Annotated in this window: 20 protein-coding genes and 1 tRNA gene; 8 read left to right on the top strand and 13 right to left on the bottom strand. The window is 53.6% G+C overall.

The window, feature by feature from the left end; genetic code table 11:
• The first annotated feature begins 72 nt into the window (after positions 1-72).
• From AMM48_RS17505 to AMM48_RS17495, 3 genes are all read left to right on the top strand, one after another.
• Positions 73-1,668, top strand: coding sequence for a bifunctional metallophosphatase/5'-nucleotidase (locus AMM48_RS17505; protein ID WP_102785077.1), 1,596 nt, complete (start codon positions 73-75; stop codon positions 1,666-1,668).
• Between the two features lie 151 nt (positions 1,669-1,819).
• A complete protein-coding gene (locus AMM48_RS17500) occupies positions 1,820-2,770 on the top strand; it encodes a carbohydrate kinase family protein (RefSeq protein WP_244271279.1) in 951 nt (316 codons plus the stop codon).
• Positions 2,771-2,887: 117 nt separating this feature from the next.
• On the top strand, positions 2,888-3,130 hold the full coding sequence (locus tag AMM48_RS17495; protein ID WP_022730692.1) for an Lrp/AsnC ligand binding domain-containing protein: 243 nt from the start codon (positions 2,888-2,890) through the stop codon (positions 3,128-3,130).
• An 82-nt stretch (positions 3,131-3,212) separates the two neighbouring features.
• On the opposite strand, the gene AMM48_RS17490 is transcribed toward AMM48_RS17495, so the two are convergent.
• Together AMM48_RS17490 and AMM48_RS17485 are read right to left on the bottom strand one after the other, a co-directional pair.
• A complete protein-coding gene (locus AMM48_RS17490; RefSeq protein WP_244271278.1) occupies positions 3,213-3,701 on the bottom strand; it encodes a hypothetical protein in 489 nt (162 codons plus the stop codon).
• A 150-nt stretch (positions 3,702-3,851) separates the two neighbouring features.
• A tRNA-Ser gene (locus tag AMM48_RS17485) sits at positions 3,852-3,944 on the bottom strand.
• 283 nt (positions 3,945-4,227) lie between these two features.
• Here AMM48_RS17485 and AMM48_RS17480 point away from each other — a divergent pair.
• Positions 4,228-4,449, top strand: coding sequence for a hypothetical protein (locus AMM48_RS17480; RefSeq protein ID WP_022730690.1), 222 nt, complete (start codon positions 4,228-4,230; stop codon positions 4,447-4,449).
• Between the two features lie 134 nt (positions 4,450-4,583).
• Here AMM48_RS17480 and AMM48_RS17475 read toward each other — a convergent pair whose 3' ends face one another.
• The 7 genes from AMM48_RS17475 to AMM48_RS17445 all read right to left on the bottom strand — a co-directional run bounded on the left by AMM48_RS17475 (position 4,584) and on the right by AMM48_RS17445 (position 13,616).
• Positions 4,584-5,759: an MFS transporter gene (locus AMM48_RS17475; protein ID WP_102785076.1), complete on the bottom strand. Its 1,176-nt coding sequence runs from the start codon at positions 5,757-5,759 to the stop codon at positions 4,584-4,586.
• 74 nt (positions 5,760-5,833) lie between these two features.
• A complete protein-coding gene (locus AMM48_RS17470; protein WP_102785075.1) occupies positions 5,834-6,862 on the bottom strand; it encodes a GlxA family transcriptional regulator in 1,029 nt (342 codons plus the stop codon).
• A gap of 133 nt (positions 6,863-6,995) precedes the next feature.
• Entirely contained in the window at positions 6,996-8,684 is a 1,689-nt protein-coding gene (locus tag AMM48_RS17465; RefSeq protein ID WP_022730687.1) for a hypothetical protein, read from the bottom strand.
• Between the two features lie 278 nt (positions 8,685-8,962).
• Positions 8,963-9,556 carry a PqiC family protein gene (locus AMM48_RS17460; protein WP_102785074.1) on the bottom strand — a complete coding sequence of 198 codons (594 nt, stop codon included), beginning with the start codon at positions 9,554-9,556 and terminating at the stop codon, positions 8,963-8,965.
• Positions 9,556-11,244: an MlaD family protein gene (locus AMM48_RS17455; protein ID WP_102785073.1), complete on the bottom strand. Its 1,689-nt coding sequence runs from the start codon at positions 11,242-11,244 to the stop codon at positions 9,556-9,558. The genes AMM48_RS17460 and AMM48_RS17455 overlap by 1 nt, the downstream gene beginning before the upstream one ends.
• Complete coding sequence (locus tag AMM48_RS17450; RefSeq protein ID WP_102785072.1) at positions 11,241-12,581, bottom strand: paraquat-inducible protein A; 1,341 nt, start codon at positions 12,579-12,581, stop codon at positions 11,241-11,243. The genes AMM48_RS17455 and AMM48_RS17450 overlap by 4 nt, the downstream gene beginning before the upstream one ends.
• 135 nt (positions 12,582-12,716) lie before the next feature.
• On the bottom strand, positions 12,717-13,616 hold the full coding sequence (locus AMM48_RS17445) for a LysR family transcriptional regulator ArgP (protein WP_102785071.1): 900 nt from the start codon (positions 13,614-13,616) through the stop codon (positions 12,717-12,719).
• A gap of 123 nt (positions 13,617-13,739) precedes the next feature.
• Here AMM48_RS17445 and AMM48_RS17440 point away from each other — a divergent pair, with 123 nt between their 5' ends.
• Positions 13,740-14,366, top strand: coding sequence for a LysE/ArgO family amino acid transporter (locus AMM48_RS17440; protein ID WP_102785070.1), 627 nt, complete (start codon positions 13,740-13,742; stop codon positions 14,364-14,366).
• 40 nt (positions 14,367-14,406) lie between these two features.
• Here AMM48_RS17440 and AMM48_RS17435 read toward each other — a convergent pair whose 3' ends face one another.
• Positions 14,407-14,985, bottom strand: coding sequence for a thymidine kinase (locus AMM48_RS17435; protein WP_102785069.1), 579 nt, complete (start codon positions 14,983-14,985; stop codon positions 14,407-14,409).
• 77 nt (positions 14,986-15,062) lie between these two features.
• On the bottom strand, positions 15,063-15,941 hold the full coding sequence (locus AMM48_RS17430) for a LysR family transcriptional regulator (protein ID WP_244271277.1): 879 nt from the start codon (positions 15,939-15,941) through the stop codon (positions 15,063-15,065).
• 133 nt (positions 15,942-16,074) lie between these two features.
• Here AMM48_RS17430 and AMM48_RS17425 point away from each other — a divergent pair, with 133 nt between their 5' ends.
• A complete protein-coding gene (locus AMM48_RS17425) occupies positions 16,075-16,755 on the top strand; it encodes a type 1 glutamine amidotransferase domain-containing protein (RefSeq protein ID WP_102785067.1) in 681 nt (226 codons plus the stop codon).
• Positions 16,756-16,845: 90 nt separating this feature from the next.
• Here the strand turns inward: AMM48_RS17425 and AMM48_RS17420 are convergent, their stop codons facing one another.
• On the bottom strand, positions 16,846-18,051 hold the full coding sequence (locus tag AMM48_RS17420; protein ID WP_102785066.1) for an MFS transporter: 1,206 nt from the start codon (positions 18,049-18,051) through the stop codon (positions 16,846-16,848).
• Positions 18,052-18,186: 135 nt separating this feature from the next.
• Here AMM48_RS17420 and AMM48_RS17415 point away from each other — a divergent pair, with 135 nt between their 5' ends.
• On the top strand, positions 18,187-18,945 hold the full coding sequence (locus tag AMM48_RS17415; RefSeq protein ID WP_102785065.1) for a helix-turn-helix transcriptional regulator: 759 nt from the start codon (positions 18,187-18,189) through the stop codon (positions 18,943-18,945).
• Between the two features lie 103 nt (positions 18,946-19,048).
• Positions 19,049-19,603: an NADPH-dependent FMN reductase gene (locus AMM48_RS17410; protein ID WP_102785064.1), complete on the top strand. Its 555-nt coding sequence runs from the start codon at positions 19,049-19,051 to the stop codon at positions 19,601-19,603.
• 65 nt (positions 19,604-19,668) lie between these two features.
• Here the strand turns inward: AMM48_RS17410 and gatB are convergent, their stop codons facing one another.
• Positions 19,669-21,123, bottom strand: coding sequence for an Asp-tRNA(Asn)/Glu-tRNA(Gln) amidotransferase subunit GatB (gatB, locus tag AMM48_RS17405; RefSeq protein ID WP_102785063.1), 1,455 nt, complete (start codon positions 21,121-21,123; stop codon positions 19,669-19,671).

Here is a 21,123-nt window from a genome sequence, read left to right as displayed (position 1 = left end):
TTAAGGCTTTGTCATATCATGCCAGCTTGCTGCGAGGGATCGGCAAAACTGGCCCATTGCTGGAGATCAATAATGAAACATAAGATTGCAGGGCTTCTGTCGGCATGCACCATGTTGACCCTTGGCGCCGGAAGCGCATTGGCAGATTATGATCTGCGTATTCTTCATACCAATGACGTTCATGATCGCGTTGAATCGGTCACTAAATACAACAATACCTGCTCAGTCGAAGACGATGCCGACGGAAAATGTTTTGGCGGCTATGCCCGCCTTGCAACCGCCATCCGTGATGCCAAGGCGCAAGGGGGGAATGTACTGGCCCTTGACGGTGGCGATCAGTTTCAGGGATCCCTTTATTACTCGACCTATCGAGGCCAACTGACCGCCCAGTTGATGACCATGGCCGGCTATGACGCCATGACAATTGGCAACCACGAATTTGACGATGGCCCCGAAGTGCTCGAAGCTTTTATCAAAGCCAGCACTGTTCCGGTCCTGTCGGCCAATGTGCATCCAACCGCCGCATCCAGCCTTGATGGTGAAATCAAGCCAGACATCATTGTTGAGCTTGGCGGTGAAAAAATTGGCCTGATCGGTATCACAACGGAAGAAACCCCGGATATTTCAAGCCCGGGCGATCAGGTTGAAATCACAGATTCCGAGATGGCATTGCGCTATTCCGTTGCCCGTTTGCGTCTTAAGGGTATCAATAAAATCATCGTCATGAGCCATTCGGGTTCCTACAAGGATTTTGAACTGGCCAAAACAGTAAGTGGCATTGACGTCATTGTTGGTGGTCATGACAACCAGCTGTTTTCCAATACCAATGAAAAGGCTAACTACCCCTACCCGGTTGTTGAAACCGCACCGGATGGTAAGCCTGTTCTTGTGGTTCAGGCATACGCCTATAGCCGCTATCTTGGCGAACTGAACGTTACCTTTGACGATGATGGCGTCGCAACCGCGTGGTCAGGTGAACCAATTGCCCTTGATGCCAGCATAAAACCGGCCCAGGACGTTCTCGACGTTATTGCCTTGTCCAGCGGCAAGGTCGACGCGGTTCGCAATGTCGATGTCGGCAGCTTTACAGCCCCCGCCGACGGATCGCGCGAAACATGCCGTCATATGGAATGTTCCATGGGCTCATTGGTGGCCGATGCGATGTTGTGGAAAGCGGGCGACGGCTATCAAATTGCCATTCAAAACGGCGGTGGTATGCGTGCCAGCATTGACGAAGGAACGGTGACCATGGGCGAGGTCCTGACGGTTTTGCCGTTCCAGAACGCGCTGGCAACCTTTAACCTGTCGGGCAAGGATGTTGTCGCATCGCTTGAACATGGTGTTTCGAAAGTCGACGAGGACAAAGGCCAGTTCCCACAAGTCGCCGGTCTTAAATTTGATCTTGATCTGTCCAAACCGGTTGGGTCGCGTGTTTCAAACGTCATGGTCGCCGAGGGGGACAGTTATGCGCCGATTGATATGAACAAGACCTATGGTGTTGTCTCGAACGACTTCATGCGCAATGGCGGCGATGGCTATGCCCTGTTCCGGGATAATGCCACCGATGTCTATGACTTTGGTCCGAACCTTGAACAGGCGGTTGCCGACTATATCGGTATGAAGTCGCCAATGACCCCGATGGCGGGTGACCGGATCATGCTGAAATAAGTGCCGCACATATGGCATAAGATATCAAAGGGCGGCCACGTGGGTCGCCCTTTGTTGTTTTTCTTGCCTTTGATCGGTGTCGCGGCTTAGAAAGTCGCTTGTTTGAAATTGCCTGTCACTCCCTGACCCTCACCACAAAGAGCAACAACCTGTGATCACGCCCTCGGCCAATATTCTTTGTTTTGGTGCCGCTCATTTTGACCGCACCTTGCAATGTACGGAACAGTTTGTCCCGGCGGCCTCAAACCCCGTCAGAACCCTGCACCGCAAACCCGGCGGTGTTGCGCGCAATATTGCGGTTCATCTGAGGTTGCTTGGCAACAATGTCGCAATGCTGAGCGCGGTTGGGGATGACGGTGACGGCGAACAGGTCATTGCCGCCCTGTCTGAACTGGGGATCGATACCCGCCGGATGCACAAGTTCGACGGTAAGCATACAGCAGGCTATACCGCCGTGCTCGATGAAACTGGCGAACTGGCGTTGGGCATGATGGATGCCGAAGTCTATGACCTGCTGAGCATTGATCTTTTGAGGGATCAACTGGCCAACCTTCAGGCGTGGCCATGGTGGCTGATTGATGCCAATCTGCCCGCCCCCACCATTGACTGGCTGACGGAAAACAAGGGCAGCTCAAAATTCTGTGCAGCAACCGTTTCACCAAGCAAGGGTGCGCGCTTTGCCCCGGTTCTTGACAAGCTTGACCTTTTGATCGCCAACCGGGCTGAGGCAAAAGTCCTGACCGGCATTGAAATCAACGAGATTGATCAGGCAAAGACCGCCATTGACGTTCTGCGCGGCAAAGGTGTCTGTGACGTGGTGATTACGCTGGGGGCAAAGGGTGTTGTGTCATCGTCTGGCGACAGCACGGCATTCTGGCATCCCTTGCCAACAAAGGTTTGCGACGTAAACGGGGCCGGTGATGCGTTTTATTCAGGCTTCCTGTCACGGTTTACCAAACCGGGCGCGACGATGGATGATGCGGTTGCCGAAGGTTTGGCCATAGCCAGCCTGACGGCTGAAACCGAAGGCACCACCGTTTGGAACCTGACACAAAGTGCGGTTGACGCACGCGCCGAGCACGCCTTTAAAAAACTGATTTAACCGCCGCGGATCGGGTTGGCGTGTCTTCTCTTAAACCGGTTACACGCGCGATAAGATTGCAAGCCCTGCCGTGTCGCGATAGCTTATCTGAAATTCAAACCTACTGGAGCACTGCCGATGCATCCCTTTTTCATCTTCGTGAAATGCGAATTGGGCAAAGCCTATGACGTCGCCGCCAATCTTGTCGAAGAAGTCGAGGGTGTCTCGGAAGTCTATTCCATTTCCGGCCCGTTCGAACTTCTAGTCAAAGTTTATGTCGAAGACGAACAGGATATCGGGCGCTATGTGAACGAACAGATCCACAAGCTGCCCAATATCAAGGACACCCAGACCATCATCACGTTCAACGCCTTCACCTGATCACTCGGGCAGCGGCGTAAAATGACAAACGCGGCGAAAATCTTCGCCGCGTTTTTTGTTTGTGTATCGTCAAACACTTAATCTAGTTGCGCACGACGTCCGAGATCACATCAAGAATAAGCTCGGTGCCCTTCTGGATCAGAACGACGTCATTGCCGACAATCTGGCGGATAGCACCGTCTGTGCGATTTGGCAGGCGTGCGCGCAGATCAGCCGGAAGGTCGCGCTTGGCAATTCCTGGTGGCAACGAACCACCCCTCTCAAGCTTCATGGCAATTCCCGGCGGCAGGCCTTTGTTGCCCTTGCCTTTGTTTCCATTACCTTTACCGCCTTTGTCGTTGCCGTGCCCCTGATCGGCATCAACGGTCCCAGTTGCGACAGCGAGAACATCACGGATGATGCGGCGTTCTTCATCGGAAAAAATACCGCCGCTTTGTGCGATTTCGACATATCCATGATCATGCGCGCTGTTTGACGCGTGCGCCATCACCGATGGCGTTGAGAACATCGCACAGGCAACGGCAACCGCTTTGGTTATGCATCCTGCGTAAACTGTCGTTTTACTGGGCATTTTTTCCTCAATCATTGTGGTATCGCAGTCATGATCAGATGAGGGCTTTTCGCAAAAATGCGAGCCCCCGATACCTAGACAACGCTTGAGAAGGAAGTTTTCTGCCATTTAGGCAAAGAAAAAGGCACCCTTTTGGGGTGCCTTTAACATTGGCGGGCAAGGAGGGATTCGAACCCTCGATAGGGCTTTTGACCCTATACTCCCTTAGCAGGGGAGCGCCTTCAGCCACTCGGCCACTTGCCCTCTATGTCCTTGGTGTTCCCTGCGGAACGACGCCTTTCTTAAACACCGGCACGGCGTGTGTCAATGCCCGAAACCAGCGTTTACGACGTTTTCTTTTTAACAGGCCCATCAAATAAAACCAGCAGCTTTTTGAGACCCCGTCTCATGGCATTTTGCGGTTGAAAGCCAAAAGAGTCTTCAAACCATCACACAGCTGTCATCTGTTGGCAAAAAACACCTGTCATAAAGCGACAGTCGATTGGTTTTTCACCGTCAGAAGACGCTACAAGCTGGTTGGAGTAACATGCGTACCATCTATCAGAGCACCGATGATTTCGGCCACACTCTTCGCGCCCTCAAAATGACCCCGGAAGGTTATACCGATCCGGTGTATATGGGGTTGGTCATTCAGGATCGCGAGGTTCTTTTCCGCACCCGTGAAAACAGCTCGCGAGAGTTCGTGTTGCAGAAGATCAAGGAATTTGTCGCGGGCAATGCCCCGTCAATGAACGCACAACCGGCCTGATGGCCGGTTTTTTATTGCCCGGACCTCACACAACCTTTTGCGCCGGGCAGTTAATCGCGCCGAGGCGAGCCTCCCCGCTCGTCTCGCAACTCCAACCGCCGGTCGCGATGACCGGCGGTTTCTTTTATCTTGCTTTAGACGTTGGCCGGAATTTGGTCCTGCCGTGCGCGCCACATCATGATCAGCGCTACACACAGGAACGGCAGCACACCATAATTGATCAAATCCCAACCGGCCCCGGCAATCAGCGCCCCTGATATGACGGATGCGATGGTTGCGGTAATGCCGTTGCCCAATTCCATCAGGCTTTGCGCATGGCCACGTTCGGCCTCCGTGTGTCCTTTGCCCAACAAGGTCGTACCCGCCAGAAGCATCATGTTCCAGCCAATCCCGAGCAAAAACGAACTGACCAAAAAGGCCGTAACCGTCACCCCGGACAAGGCCGCAATTACACTGGCCACCAGCACCCCACTGCCCAGAACCGCGACACGACGTGCACCAAACCGATCAATCATCGGCCCAGCAACAAAAGCCGGAAGAAACATGCCAACCAGATGCCAGCGAATAACATTGGCCGATACATCGACATCAAAACCGCAATACTTCATGGCAAGCGGCGTTGCCGTCATCACCAGCACCATGATGCCGTGACCACTGGCACTGACCGCGATCGCCCCACGAATGGCCGGACGGCGCAAAAGGTCCCGCATGATGCCCCGACTGGTGTGCGGTTTGACCGGAATACCGCCATCAGGCAACATCAGCATTAAAAGCGCGCCCACAGCCGCCAGCGCCGCCAGTGCAACATACGCACCGGCAAATGGGACGGGCAGCATGTCACGACTGGACGCAGCAATTTCCGGTGCGATCAGCGCGGCCAAGACACCGCCACCGACAACCAGTGCTGCGGCACGGCCTTTATGGGCGGAATCAACTGTTTCAAGGGCGGCGTAGCGGTAATACATCGCAGATGCCTGATAGGTCCCGATCAGAAAAGGTGCGGCTGCGACCAGCCAGAATGCGCCGATGTAAATCCCCACCGATAGCAACAGTCCGCCCGCAACGCCACACACTGCCCCCAGAAACAGGCCTGTGCGTCGGCCATAGTTCTGCATGATCATCGACAGCGGATGCACAGACGCCAGATTACCAAGCATCAAAATGCCCAAAGGCAAAGTCGCCAACGCCGCCGTTGGTGCAAGCGACACGCCAACAATCGAGGTTAGCGTAATCCCGATCAGTGAACAGGACCAATAAAGTGCCTGTGCGATAAACAGCAGACGCAATGATCCATTGGTCAGCAACAACATGTTTCCAACTCCCAAAAAGCATTCAATTTTAAGATAAATATTCGCCCGTCATGACAGGTGTTAAGGATCAGGTCCTAAACGGGTGAAAGTGACTTTCGGGCAAACCGTTCAACATATTCCTGCGGGCTGACGGCCAAATGACGTTGAAACGTACGCCGCAGGGTCTCAGGGTGGCGAAAGCCGCATAAGGTCGCGACATCTGCAATCGTCATGGCTTCGTCCTGTAGCAATGCCCTTGCGGCCTCAACCCGGATCCGTTCGATGTATCGCGCCGGACTCATGCCCATATCGCGCGCAAACACGCGTGAAAATGTCCTGGGTGTCATTCCTGCCCTACCCGCCAGGACGTCAAGTGACAGGTCCTGTTCAAGATGGCCCGGCAACCATGCCAGCAAACCGGCAAGGCGCGCCGTCGCCCCCTTTTGCGGGATCAGATAGGAACTGAACTGTGCCTGTCCGCCAGGGCGCTTTAAAAACATCACCAACCGGCGGGCGACGGACAAGGCAAGGTTACGGCCAAAGTCGGCCTCGACGATTGCCAATGCCAAATCAATCCCGGCGGTTACACCCGCGGATGTGAAAACATGTGGATCGCCGTCAAACCCCGTGGGGTCATAGCTGTGCAGACGGTCGCCCATCATTTTGATTTTTGGAAAATCGCGCGCCATTTCATCGCACCGCGACCAGTGGGTTGTCGCCATGCGCCCATCAAGCACTCCTGCCTCGGCAAGGATCAAGGCACCGGAACACACAGAACCCAGACGCGCGATCCGTTCTTCCGCATCACGGACCCATTGATGCAACGCTTTATCCTTGCCGCGTTCGGGCATTCCGTTGCCCCCCGGTATCAGCAGGGTATCAACACCAGCCAGATCAAGGTCACGCAACGCCATGTCGGCATGAAGCCGAATACCACATGACGTTCTGACTGGGCCTGCTTCATCTGCCACGACCATATTCTCGTAAGTCCGCGCACGACCCAGCGATGATAATTCATCATTGGCAGTCGCAAACACCTGTAACGGCCCGACGATATCAAGGCTCATGACCTCGTCATAGGCGTAGCAAACGATCAACCGGGTATCGGATATTTGTGCTGACATAGTGTGATCTCCCTAACGCACCCCAAGAATGCCGGAAATCAAAACTGGCAACAACGACAAACACCCCACCAATCTTGCCACTATGGCTTGGTGGGGTGTTGTGTATTCGCCAGCTTGTCAGAAAGAACGGTCGCTAGAACCCGCTTCGTTGCAAAAGCGCATAGAAGTCACGAATGGTGCCTTCCTTGGCGGGCATGTCGGTAATGTCATCAACCAGCTTGTCAGTGAAGTTCGGTTGCTTGAGGTACCCGACCACCCGTTTTCGAGCCATGTTGGCCGATTTGCCCTCGATCAGCACGCCGCTGGAACAAAACTGCACCAGCATATAGGCGCGTTTGCGCAAATGCAGTGACGGGTTGTCGATCCGCTCAATCACCTTTTCGCGCACCAGATAATCCGCCAGCCCGTCATCAAGCTTGCCACCGATTTCCTTTTTCTTGTCATCGGGCACAACCGATGCTTCAAGGATATCGTTCATATGTTTGACATTGGCCATCTTGTCACGCGGCTTTGCGTCGGCATCACAAAACGCCCGCAGTGCACGCATGTCTTTGACCGCATCGGTCATCATGCCATACAGCTCGTCTTCGAAACCTTCGGCGACACCGCTGTTGGCCACCGCAATCAGCCAAGTCAGCTTGCGCCAGTTGGGGATCAGGCGCCCGCAGATTTCCTCGACTCCTTCGATCATGGCGCGCGGACCACCAACGTTGCGCAACCGCGCACCACGTTCTGCCAGTGCTGCCGTCATTGGCGTTCCATAGATAACGCCATTTTCCGTCACCAACCGATCCAGAATATCGGTCAACGGGTCCGGATCGCTTTCGTGGCGCGTCAGGTTATTGGGGCTTTTAAGCTCACGCACGATGTAATCAAACATCGCTTCCTGACTGGTCGCCAAAAGGCCCGAACCAAACAGCGGGTTCATCAGTTCAAGAATATCATTCGCGGCACCGCGATTGCCCTTAGCCCGCCCCAGCGCCAGATCAATGTGAAGCGTGACCGCTTCGCCGAAGCTGCGTGAACTGCCAAGCAGTTCCTTAAGTGCAACCGGGGATCCCAGAATATCTGCGATGACATCATCAAGCAGTTTCCGGGCGGCTTCGTCTTTCTCGTCGCCTTTGACCTTAAGCGCAAGATCAAGCTTGCCAACCCAGTTTCGCGTCGATGACATAACGCGTGTTAGCGCTACCATCGTAAGGAAATCAGTATCTTCGGCCAAATTGAGGCGGCGAATTTCGTCGCGCACTTCTGAAATTGTTGCGTCTTCAAATTCAGGAAGATCAACCTTTTCAACCTCACGGGCGCGGGCCGCAAGCTGCTCAATCGCGCCATGCAGATTGTTCATCGCCTCAATATGATCGCCGTCGGTTGCCTTGGCATGCAGCCCGGCAACCTTGTCGACCGCAGTCGGCATCAGGGTGTCATGGAACATCAACTTGCGCAGATTCTGGTAATTGTACATTACCTCGCAAGGAGTCAGGATTTCCTGTTCAAAATACTTGCGCAGCAACCGGTTGATGGTCGCGCGGCTTTCTTTCTGGAGAAGGTCATTGTCGGTTTCGCACAGCGGCGCTTCGTCAATCGACGTGACACGCACGTCTTTTTCTTCTTCGTCGCCAGCCCCTTCTTTTTCAAGAAGGACCTTTTCGATATGCTTACCGTCGCCACGTTCCCAATCACGGACAACGCGCACGGCCGAAACCTTGGTTTTCAGAAGCTTTTCAGCTTCTGTTACCGCTTCTTTTTCGACATCAAATGTCGAATGAATGATCCAGCGATCCCCCCGCTGAACCCGTACTTCAAATGTCGTATCCGACATAACGCGCTCTGGCTCCCTAACTTCCTGTTTGGGCGGCATCTACATGCCGTTTTTGCAGTCAGGCGCGTGTCCCATAGTTTTTATATTTATATCTTCTATATAAGCCCATTCGTATGATGAAAACAATAGGTTGATATTGATCTTTTCCAATCTTCGCCGATTTCGATGTGAAGTCGGACACCTTTCCAAGCCTGATCATTCACCCCAAAAGCCTGCCCAGCCTAGACCAGCGCGACATGCCAAGGTTTAACCAAAAAAGCAGCTTACACAGTCACGTATCACGGAATATATTTTGCAATATCAACCGACATATCAGCCAAAAGGTCGCTCATGGCCGAAACCGTGCTTTCAACATCGGTGTTTTTGGGATCGACAACCTTCTCATACCGGTTTGATGCAGTGATATCGCCACTTTCAAACGCAACGAGTTTCCAGCGGGCCGCCAAAAGGACCTTGCCATTCGCCTGACGTTCGAACCGGTCTATATCGACCACAATCTGCCAGTCGACACCATCGCGCGATGTCCAAGGGAATGTTTCCATCCGGACTGCCTTACCGGTGTGGTCTATATTCTCCAACAGGATGCGGTTAATATTTTCATCGAGCGGTTCGGCCCACCGATGGCCAGCATTGACTTCCAGCCGGTTGGAACTGCTGCGTGACACAATCATCGAACGATCCAGATGACTTGGTATGGTCACAGGCCCAATTCCGATCACAGCCCCCTGCCCGGCAACCGGTGCGGCGGGGTTCAGGGTCGCCGAAAGCAGGTAGTACCGATCCGGGGCCGGTGTTGAACAGGCCGCCATCAAGGGTGCGATAAGAAACAGGAGCACCCCCGCACGGATATGTATTGGCAATGTCTGACGCATTATTCGTCCTCCCTCGGGCCTTTTTTGCCAAGTATCAATGCACTTGGGTTTTGTTCAAGAAACTCGGCAAGATCGCGCAACGAACGCGCCGTTGCCGTCAGTTCCTTAAGGGCCTGTTCCAGATTGTAGCGCACAGGCGACGTCGGGCCGGTCACATCGCGCACACCACCCAATGCTTCGCGGGCGGCATCAAGTGCGCTTTGGGTTGCAGGCAGCACACTGCTGTCAAGGTTTTCAACCAGCTTGTTAACGCCATCTGCCGCCTGTTGAAGACTTTTCATGCCATCGGTCAAGGCAGGTGATGTGACGATGTTTTCCATCCCCTCGACCGTTCCGAGCAAGCGAATGCCGATTTCTTCAATCGGGAACGTTTCAACCTTTTCAAGCAAACTGCTCAGTGAATTGGCAATCTCGTCAAGCTTCTGTGGCAAGGTTGGCAATTCAGGTATATCGCCATTTTGATTGCCCAGATATCGGGCTGGCGCGACCGTGTGCATCGACAGATCAACAAACAGCTGACCGGTGATGAAACTTCCTGTTTTCAGGCGCGCCCGCAGGCCATTCTCGACCAAGGTTGCAATGGTTTCGGTATGATCAATCTCACCAGAATCACCGCCGACAACACTGACCCGCTCCGGCTCAAGGGTGACAACGACAGGGACCCGGAAGGCGCGCTGATCAACCACATATTCCAGATCAACGCTTTCGACTGTGCCAACACGAATGCCGTTGAATTCCACCGGTGCGCCACGTGACAGTCCGCGTACGGATGAGTCGAAATAAAGAATGTATTTCTTACTGTATCCTTCGGTAAGAAGTTCAGCCTGCTCAAGCGTTTTAAACAGATTGAAAACCGTGTCAGACGGTGCTCTTTCGCTTTGTTCACTGTCATCGGGGGTGTAAAAATTAATCCCCCCGGCCAGAACCGATTTAACCGATTGCGCGCGCAATGACAGCCCATCGGAATTAAGATCAACCGCAATGCCGCTGGAATCCCAAAAACGGGTATTGCGCTTAACCAACTGATCGAACGGTTTTCGAATAAAGACGGGGACGGAAACCCCCTTGGCATCTTGATCAAGTTCTGTATCAAGGACTTCGCCAACCTCAACCCCGCGCAACAACACCGGCGCACCAACCGACAATGACCCCAGTTTGTCGGCCGCCAGGATAAAGCGCGTGCCCTCTTCATCACTTGTGATGAGCTGAGGTTCCTCGGCACCGACAAAGGTATCTTGCGCAGAACCGCTATCATCAGGGGCAACTTCAATATATGCGCCAGAAACAATTGTTTCCAGACCGGTGATACCGCGCCCTGACACACGCGGACGCACGACCCAGAACTGGGTCTTATCCGTCAGATAATCACTGAAATCAGCATTCATCCGAACGGTCAGGCGCACATGATCAAAGCCCTTCGACAGACTGATTTCGGTGACCTGCCCAACATCAACATCGCGGTAGCGTATCGGGGTTTTCCCCGCCACCAACCCGTCAGCGGTTTCAAATGTCAGGGTGATTTCAGGGCCCTTTGACACAACATCGCGCCACAGCAACCACCCGCCGACCAGAAGCGCCACCAATGGAACCAGCCAGATAATTGAAAAGCTGCCCCAGCCTTTTTTGACATCAGGCTGACCGACTTGTCGTTCGTTTGGCCCTTGTGGCGTCATATTGTCGTCACTCATGACGGGCTCCCCTGTGTTTCTTTCAGACTATTGCTGCGCAAGGTTTTCTGACGCAGTGTTTCCCGGCGCATCCCGGCGCGATCCCAGATCAACCGTGGATCAAAGGCCATCGCCGACAGCATGGTTAAAATGACCACGCCACAAAAGGCAACCGCGCCAAATCCCGGCTGAATGGATGCGATGTTGCCCAGTTTCACCAAGGCCGCAAGGATGGATACCATAAACACATCTACCATCGACCAGCGCCCAATCAGTTCCGTAATCCGATAGACCCGTGTGCGTTGCCGCAACGGCCCGGACAGCCCCAACCATGTTGCAAGGTAAATCCAGGCCAGCAAAACAATCTTGATAATGGGCACAAGGATACTTGCGGTAAAGACAACAATGGCAATCGGCCATTCCCCGGCCTGAACCAGTACCGCCACACCAGACAGAATTGTATCGGCCTCCGCCCGGCCCAGATAGGTCACGGTCATGATTGGAAAAACATTCGCCGGGATATAAAGAACAACTGCCGTCAACAGCAGGGCAAAAGCCCGCGACAGACTGCGGGCCTTACGCAGATGAACAACCGCCCCACAGCGTGGGCAATGCCCATGGTCAACATTCCGCGCGGCAACAACCATCGAACAGGTATGACAGGTCATAAGCCCTGCGTCTGACCCTTTGGCGTTGTTTTGCCCCGAACCGTTGGAACGGCTTTCTGTCAGGTCATCTTCGGTAAGATATCGCAAACCCGCAGGCGCAATGCGGCGCCAAACCGTCCGGGGATCAAGCGTGATATTCATTAAAAGCACGGTCGGGATCAAACAACAGACCGCAAAGAATGCCGGTCCTGCGATCACCTGGGCGAAATCAGTCAGCTTGGTCAGCGCGACCAAAAGCCCGATCAAAAACACATCAAGCATCGACCACGGACGAATGATCGCCAGAACACGCCAGACACGTTTAACCCCCGGCACAGTCCACCCCATTGAGAGCGGTAACAAGACATAGATATGGGCAGCGATCACCACCATCGGGGCTGCTATTGATGTCAGTGCGACCATAAAGGCCAGAAAGGGAAACCCTTCCTGCCAGAATGTCAAAACGCCACTGCCCAGGGTATTGGTCTCGGCACGGCCTTCCATTGAGAAGGTCAAAAGCGGATAGATATTGGCGATCACAAACAACACGAGGGCCGTAAAGGCCAGTGCCAATGGCTTGTCAAAACGTGGTTGTTCGGCCGCATAAAGCGGTGAACCACATCGAATACAGCATGCGATACTGCCTGCGGGAATGTCGTTTTCCACATGCACATAGTCACAATGTTCACAAGCAATCAGGCGATGCGCCATGGTTTCCCTGTTTAAACAGACCGTTATCGAATTTGTTTTACCCGCCAAAGTAAGCGCCAGTTTGGCATTGAAGTCAAACCGGATCAGAAAAGAGTCGTTCCAAACTTTGGTAAAACGCCTCGTTATCTGAATGTGTTAGCGATCAATTGCGGGTAAAAAACGGCGCGCTTCGGACAGGATTGTTTCATTGACCCGATCGAGCAATTTGCTTTTCATGGTGCGGTGATGCCAGTACAGCGGGCGTTCAATCACATGATCACAAGGCTGGACCAACCTCCCGGTGCGCAGGCCTTCTTCGGCCTGATGAATTTCGACCACGGCATAGGCAATACCCTGTTCGGCCACCGTCACGAACCCTTGTGAACTTGGCACCGTGTGGGCGGGAAAATCGCCCGGGTTCAAGCCGAAATAGGTTTTAAGGTACTGGTTTTGCAATTCATCATGATGTGAAAAATTTACCGCCGGACAGGACCGCAGAGCATCTGCCGTCACCCCGGCCGAAAAATAGCGTTTTTGAAATTCCGGTGACACCACCATGACATAGCGCATCTTACCAAGTGGTCGCGCCCGGCAGCCTTGCATCGGGGTTGGGCGCAGGCTGATGGCGCCAAGCACCCTGCCATCCAAAAGAGCCTCGTGGTTAAGCGATTCATCATCAACACTCAGATGAACCAGAAGTTCAAATTCGTCAAACAAGCATTTGGGAACATTGACAAACCATGTCGCCAAACTATCTGCATTAACCGCAAGAGCCACCTGCCCAAAACCGCCATCAGACGGGATATCGGGCAAGTCATCCTGAAGGTCGTGTTCAAGCAACCGGACACTTTGGTAATGCTGCAACAAGCGCTTACCCGCAGCCGTCGCGACAATCGGTTTGGCCCGAATGATCAGGGGTTGGCCCAGACGGTCTTCCAGCAGCTTGACCCGTTGCGATATCGCCGATTGCGTCAGGCCCAGTTCGCGGGCCGCCTTCTCAAAGCTGGCATGGCGGATCACTTCGGCACAGGCTTGCAGCAATTTATAATCCAGCATGGCCTATCCCAAATTCCTACTCTCGCGCATTAAATATTCTAATCCTAGATAACTATAATTCGATTTTCTTATTTGATCAAATTGCTATGACTGGGCTTCCAACACACACAGGAATGCCCGAACATGTTTCTTAGCTATGCAACCGGATTTGGCCTTGGCGGCGGATTGATTATTGCCATTGGCGCACAGAACGCCTTTGTCCTTGGCCAAGGATTGCGGCGCAATCATCCGATGATGGTGGCATTTGTCTGTGCGCTGTGTGACGCGGTCCTGATTGCCGCAGGCGTTGCGGGTTTGGGCACGTTAATTGCGGCCTACCCGCTTTTGACCACGATGGCCGCATGGGGCGGTGCGGCGTTTCTGATCTGGTATGGGTTTGGGGCACTCCGCCGCCTGTTTGACACTGAAACATTGGCCGAAGAACATATCACCAAGACCGGCTGGAAAGCCGTGCTGTCGACGACACTGGCCGTCACCCTGCTTAATCCGCATGTCTATCTTGATACGGTGGTGATGCTGGGCGGGATTGGCGGGCAGTTTCCAGCAGATGAGCGGCTTGGCTTTGCGCTCGGCGCGATGACTGCCAGTTTCGTGTGGTTCTTTGCCATTGCGCTTGGCGCGTCATGGCTTGCCCCCTATGTGGCACGGCCGATCACATGGAAAATTGTTGATGCCTTGACCTGTGCGGTCATGTGGCTGGTGGCCTATAGCCTGTTGGTGCCGGAAATTACCGCGCTTATTGGCGGCTGATCATCAAAATCAATTCATCATACAATTAAAAGGATGGAGATTATTGCCCCATCGCATCCTTGAAATGACGGCGACATACCGGGACATAACGATCATTGCCGCCGATTTCGACCTGTGCGCCTTCGCGGACTGGATCGCCGTTTTCATCAACGCGTAAAACCATGCCTGCTTTGCGCCCGCAATGACAGATGGTTTTAAGCTCGTTCAGCTTATCGGCCCAGGCCAGAAGCCATTTCGACCCTTCGAACAGCTCGCCCTGAAAATCGGTGCGGATGCCATAGCACAGCACAGGAACCTTATGCTTGTCGGCAATGTCGGAAAGCTGCCAGACTTGGTCCTTGGTCAGGAACTGCGCTTCATCGAGCAAAACACAATCAACCTTGCCCTTTTCCAACTCCCCCAAAATCAGCGCCGTCATATCGGTTTTCGCATCAAACAGGAGTGCCGGGGCTTCCAGACCAATACGCGATGCAATTTTACCTTCGCCATACCGGTTATCAAACGACACGGTCAGCAACAGCGTCTGCATGCCGCGTTCCCGGTAATTGAAGCTTGCCTGAAGCAATGTCGTCGATTTGCCGGCGTTCATCGACGAATAATAAAAGAACAGATTGGCCATGGGTCCCCCGATTGATCGTAAATGGGGAATAGCCGATCAGTGCCGATTGATCAATATGGCTTAAGGCGCAAGTTTTCTTAATGTCGGCTTTCGTCAATATCGGTCAGTTGGGCCCGCAGGAAATCAAGCAGGGTTTTGACCTTACTGCTGCGCATGACATCGCCGGAGTAAACCGCATAAACGCTAAGATCGGGCAAGTTCCAATCAGGCAAAATCCGCATCAAGTCGCCGTTTGCGATATCATCGGCCACATCCGAAAAAGGCACCACGGCTATCCCGTGGCCATCGCGCAGAAATTGCAGCCGTGCGGTTGCACTATCGACCTGAACACTGCCCGACACCGGGATTTTGCGTTCTTGATCGCCTTGTGCCAGTGGCAGGGTTTCAGGCACCCGGCTATACATCACCCAGTTATGATCGGTCAGGTCTTCGGGCTGGTCTGGTGTGCCAAATGCGGCCACATATTGTTGGCTGGCGACAATGACACGGCGGGTTTCGTAAAGGCGGATGGATTTTAGTTCCGAACTGCGCAACGGACCGGATCGAATGGCGATATCAATCCCCTGCCCGATCAGATCGACAACCTCGTCGGTCAGGCGCACATCAAGCGCAACACCGGGATAGGTTTGACGAAACCGGCTTAAGATCGGCACGATCCGCAAATTGCCCATATGGATCGAACAACTCAGCGATATTTTGCCCACTGGCTCATCACGGAGTTCTTCAACCCGTTTGCGCGCGGCTTCGGCTTCAAGCGTGATGGTGCGGCAACTATCGTAATAACGCGTTCCGGCATCGGTCAGGCTAAATGTCCGCGTGCTGCGCCGAAGCAACGGCACGCCGAGTTTCGCTTCAAGCTGCCTGATCTGATGGGAAATGGCCGCACGGCTTAACCCCATTTTACGCGCAGCGGCGGAAAAGCCGCCTTCTTCAACCACGCGAGCAAATATCATCATTGCCCGAACTTCATCCAATGCCGACATTTTATATGCTCAATAAATTTGACAATCTGTTCATATCTACGATCTTTCGCAAAATTTGTCAGCCAACTATATTCGGTTCAAACCAAATCAACGCATGGAGGACCTTATGCGTATCCTGATGATTGTCACATCCCACGACCAGATGGGCGATACCGGCCATAAAACCGGCATCTGGCTTGAAGAACTTGCAGCCCCCTATTACCGGTTCCGTGATGCCGGTGCTGAAATTACGCTGGCCTCCCCCAAGGGAGGTCAGCCGCCCCTTGATCCCAACAGCCAAGTGCCAGATGCGCTGACCGATGCGACAGCCCGGTTTGAAAAAGACGACGCGGCGCAAAAGGCATTTGCCAATACCGTCACGCTGGACGGCTTAAACGCCGATGATTATGACGCCATTTTCTATCCGGGTGGTCACGGACCACTTTGGGACTTGGCAACCGATACGAAATCCATCGCATTGATCGAAGCCTTTGTTGCCCAAGACAAACCGGTTGCGGCTGTTTGCCACGGCCCGGCGGCACTGGTGAATGCCAAAACCACCGATGGCAAGCCATTGGTCGCAGGCAAAAAAGTCACCGGCTTTACCAATGACGAAGAAAAGGCCGTTGGTCTTGAAAAGGTTGTTCCACTGTCGATTGAAGACGAATTCAACAAACAGGGCGGCCTTTATGAACGCGGTGAGATGTGGGCGTCCTATGTGGTTGTTGATGGCAAGCTCGTCACCGGTCAAAACCCGGGATCAAGCGATGCAACCGCCGATGCGGTCATGAAGCTTCTGGGCAAATAATCGCCTGATCTTCTGACGCTAAAATACCAAGAGTGCCAGCCTGAAAGGCGTTCACAGCTTTCAGGCTGGCACCATTCGAGTAATTGCGTATCAGGCTTTGTACCCATGTTCGATATCGGGCAGGAACACCGCCAGAAACCCGATGGCGGGCAAAAAGGCACAGACCTGATAGACAAGTTCCAAGCCAACGGCATCGGCCATCACGCCTAAAATCGCCGCTCCGATCCCGCCAAGCCCAAAGGCAAGACCAAAGAACAAACCCGAAATCATACCGACGCGCCCGGGCACAAGCTCCTGTGCATAAACAACAATGGCTGAAAACGCCGAGGACATGATCAGGCCAATGGCAATGGAAAGCAGCACAGTTGCCGTCAGTGCCACATAGGGCAAGATAAGCGCAAAGGGTAGCGCACCCAGGATCGATCCCCAGATCACCTTCTTACGCCCGACCCGATCCCCGACTGACCCGCCGATCAATGTTCCCGCCGCAACCGCGGCCAGAAAGATGAACAGGTAAATCTGGGCATCGCCTTCGGAAAGCGGGAATCTTTCCATGAGATAAAACACGTAATAGCTGGTGAAGCTGGCCAGATAGAACCATTTTGACAGCATCAGGCAAAACAGGACGCTCAGGCCACCAACCACCTGACGATGGGCTGGACGATTTTCTGGTGCGACAATTACACGTGGACGCCGCACGGCATGACCGTTGCGCTTATACCAGCGCCCCAACAGCGTTAGGATGATCACCCCACCAAGGGCGACAAAGGCAAACCACGCCAGACTGCCCTGCCCGTATGGCAGAACAACCGCCACCACCAGCAACGGTCCAATGGCCGAGCCGACATTGCCGCCAACCTGAAACAGCGACTGGGCAAATCCATGCGCCCCACCCGATGCCAGACGTGCCAGACGCGAGGATTCCGGGTGAAAGATCGACGACCCCACCCCCAACATGGCACTGCCGATCAACAACACCGTAAAACTTGGGGCCGAGGACAGCACCAGCAAACCAGAAAGCGACATCCCCATACCAAACGGCAAAGAATAGGGTTGCGGGCGCCGGTCGGTGAAATGACCGATGAACGGTTGTAACAGGGATGCCGTGACCTGATAGGTCAGTGTCAGCAACCCAAGCTGGGCAAATGACAGATCAAAGCCGCCCTTAAACACCGGATATGCCGCCACAAATAGCGACTGGATCATATCGTTCAGCAAATGACAAAAACTGGCCGCACCCAGAACCGGTAAAACGGTTCGGGTTGTTTGCGGCGATTTGAGAACGGCTTCGTTCATGGGTGACCTCGTTAAATGGCAACTGCGACCGGTTCCGGTGCACGGTCCTTATTATAAAAATTGCCATTCGGCCCACCACCGCGTTAGGGTCAATTTATTACGAGATTGGGCCAACTCATCGACACGGGTATTGCCATGTCATCTTTTCGCGAAGTTCCCCGCCCGATCATTGCATTGGGCACCGATTATCCCGACGGTCATGTAATTGCCGCCCATCGCCATGACCGTGATCAGTTGCTGTATGGTCTGACCGGGGTTTTGATGGCATCCACCCCGCAAGGTGCATGGATGATGCCGCCCCAACGCGGCATGCTGATCCCGGCCGGGGTTGTTCATGAAGTCCGCCTGTTTGGGGATGTTAAAATGCGATCATTGTATCTGCGCCCGGAACAACTCGGAACGCCGGATCGCCAGTGTAAGGTGGTCGGTATTTCATCGCTGATGCGGCACTTGCTGAGCGAGGCGGTGACAATTCCGGCTGAGTATGACGTCGACGGGCGTGACGGGGCGCTGATGACGCTGGTTGAGCATGAAATCAAACGGTTGCCGGTGTTGCCCTTGTCGCTTGCCCTGCCAGAACAGTCGGCACTTCGCGAAAAATGCCGGGCGTTTTTGGCGTCCCCGACCCCACATGAAACGATTGAGGACTGGAGCGCTCATCTGGGCATGAGCCGCCGCAGCTTTACCCGCCTGTTTCGCAAGGAGACCGGATCAAGCTTTGTCGAATGGCGGCAACAGGCCTGCATCCTTGCCGCCCTGCCACGGTTGGCCGCGGGTCAGGCCATCACGACGATTGCGCTGGACCTTGGCTATGACAATCCAGCAGCGTTCAGCAATATGTTCAAACGTATTCTTGGCACATCACCGCGCGATTACCGGACGGCAGATACATAATCGTATTTTGTCCAACGGGGGGTTTTCATCGCGGTGCAAAGCCCCCTACACTGCCATCTGAAATTCGCCGTCAGCGCACACCAACCGTCAGGAAATCATTCCGATGCCCCGTCATGTTCTTGCGATCTGTGGAAGCCTGCGGGCGCAGTCAATTAATCGCACCTTATTGCTGGCCGCACAGAAATGCGGGCAAGAGCATGGGTTAGAGATTCATCTTTATGATGGATTGGGCAATTTGCCGATTTTCAATCCCGACAATGAAGAAACACCACCCAAAAGCGTTCTTGATTTTCGAGCCCATCTTGCGCAAAGCGACGCGGTTTTGATCGCAAGCCCGGAATATGCCCACGGGGTGACCGGGGCGATTAAGAATGCGCTCGATTGGGTGGTGGCCAGTGGCGAGTTTATGCAAATGCCGGTCGCGGCCATCAACGCATCGGGCCGGGCGACCATTGCACAAGCAGCTTTGATCGAAACCATCCGTACGATGGATGCAACAATCATCGACGATGCCTGTGTGACCATTGTGCTGAATGGAAAGAATTACAGTGCCGATGACATCTTGAATGATCCTGAAACGGCAGGATTACTTGATCAATCACTTGGCAGTTTACGCAAGGCATTTGATGATGCAGATCGGAAACGCGATATCGCCTGAAACGATAAAAGCCGCCCCTATCGAATTGATAAGGGCGGCTTTTCCAAATCGTCTGATGATTAAAATCAGCCGAGGATTTTATCGCGGAGCATTTTGTTGACCATGCCCGGGTTGGCTTTACCACCCGTGGATTTCATCACCTGCCCGACGAACCAACCAAGCATACGATCCTTACCATCACGGATTTCCTGGACCTTGTCCGGGTTGGCCGCAATGACTTCGTCAATCGCTGTTTCAATCGCACCGGTATCGGTGATCTGCTTAAGGCCTTTTTCTTCGACGATCTTTTCAGGATCACCGCCGGTTTCGATCATGATTTCAAAGACATCCTTGGCGATACGGCCAGAAATGGTGTCATTGGAAATAAGATCGATCAGCTTACCAAGGTTTTCAGCTGTGACCGGGCTTTCGGCAATACCGACTTCGGCCTTGTTAAGCGCGCCAAACAGGTTGGTGATCACCCAGTTCGCCGCCAATTTGCCATCACGGCCCTTGGCAACGATCTCGTAGTAATCAGCCTTTTCCTTTTCCGCGACAAGAACACCGGCATCATATGCAGACAGGCCGTTTTCATTGATGAAGCGGGCTTTTTTCTCGTCGGGCAATTCCGGCAAGGTCTTTTCGATTTCAGCAACAAATGCATCATCGAACACCAGCGGTAGCAAATCGGGGTCCGGGAAATAGCGGTAATCATGCGCCATTTCCTTTGATCGCATCGCACGGGTTTCCCCAAGACGCTGATCGAACAGACGGGTCTGCTGAATGATTTCACCGCCCGCTTCGAGAACTTCGACCTGACGTTTTGCTTCGATCTCGATCGCCTGCATCACGAAACGGATGGAGTTGACGTTCTTGATCTCGCAACGTGTGCCAAAGGGCGCGCCCGGACGACGCACCGATACGTTGGCATCACACCGCATGGAGCCTTCGTTCATGTTGCCATCACAAGTCCCAAGGTAGCGCACAATCGCGCGCAACTTGGTTAGATAGGCACCGGCTTCTTCAGGGGTACGAATATCCGGGTCCGAGACGATTTCCATCAGGGCAACGCCCGAACGGTTCAAATCGATATGGGAATATTTCGGATCCTGATCATGCATTGATTTACCCGCATCCTGTTCAAGATGCAGACGTTCAATGCCAACCGATTTGGTCGAGCCATCGGGCATATCAAGGATGATGGTGCCCTTGCCGACAATCGGTTTGTCGAACTGCGAAATCTGATATCCCTGTGGCAGATCGGCATAGAAATAGTTTTTGCGCGAAAAGACGCTTTCCTTGTTGATCTGTGCCTTGAGGCCCAGACCGGTTTTAACAGCCTGACGCACACATTCGGCGTTGATCACCGGCAACATGCCGGGCATCGCGGCGTCAACAAGGCTGACGTTGCTGTTGGCGTCATTGCCAAATTTGGTTGAAGCACCCGAAAACAGCTTGGAATTAGAAACCACCTGACAGTGGACTTCCAGACCGACAACGATTTCCCACGGGCCGGTTGAACCTTCGATGATATAGGTCAT

This window comes from Thalassospira sp. GB04J01 (genome assembly GCF_000751115.1).
Taxonomy (GTDB): domain Bacteria; phylum Pseudomonadota; class Alphaproteobacteria; order Rhodospirillales; family Thalassospiraceae; genus Thalassospira; species Thalassospira lucentensis.
The sequence above is the reverse complement of the archived record's forward strand: the minus strand, read 5'-3'. Positions and strand labels throughout refer to the sequence as shown.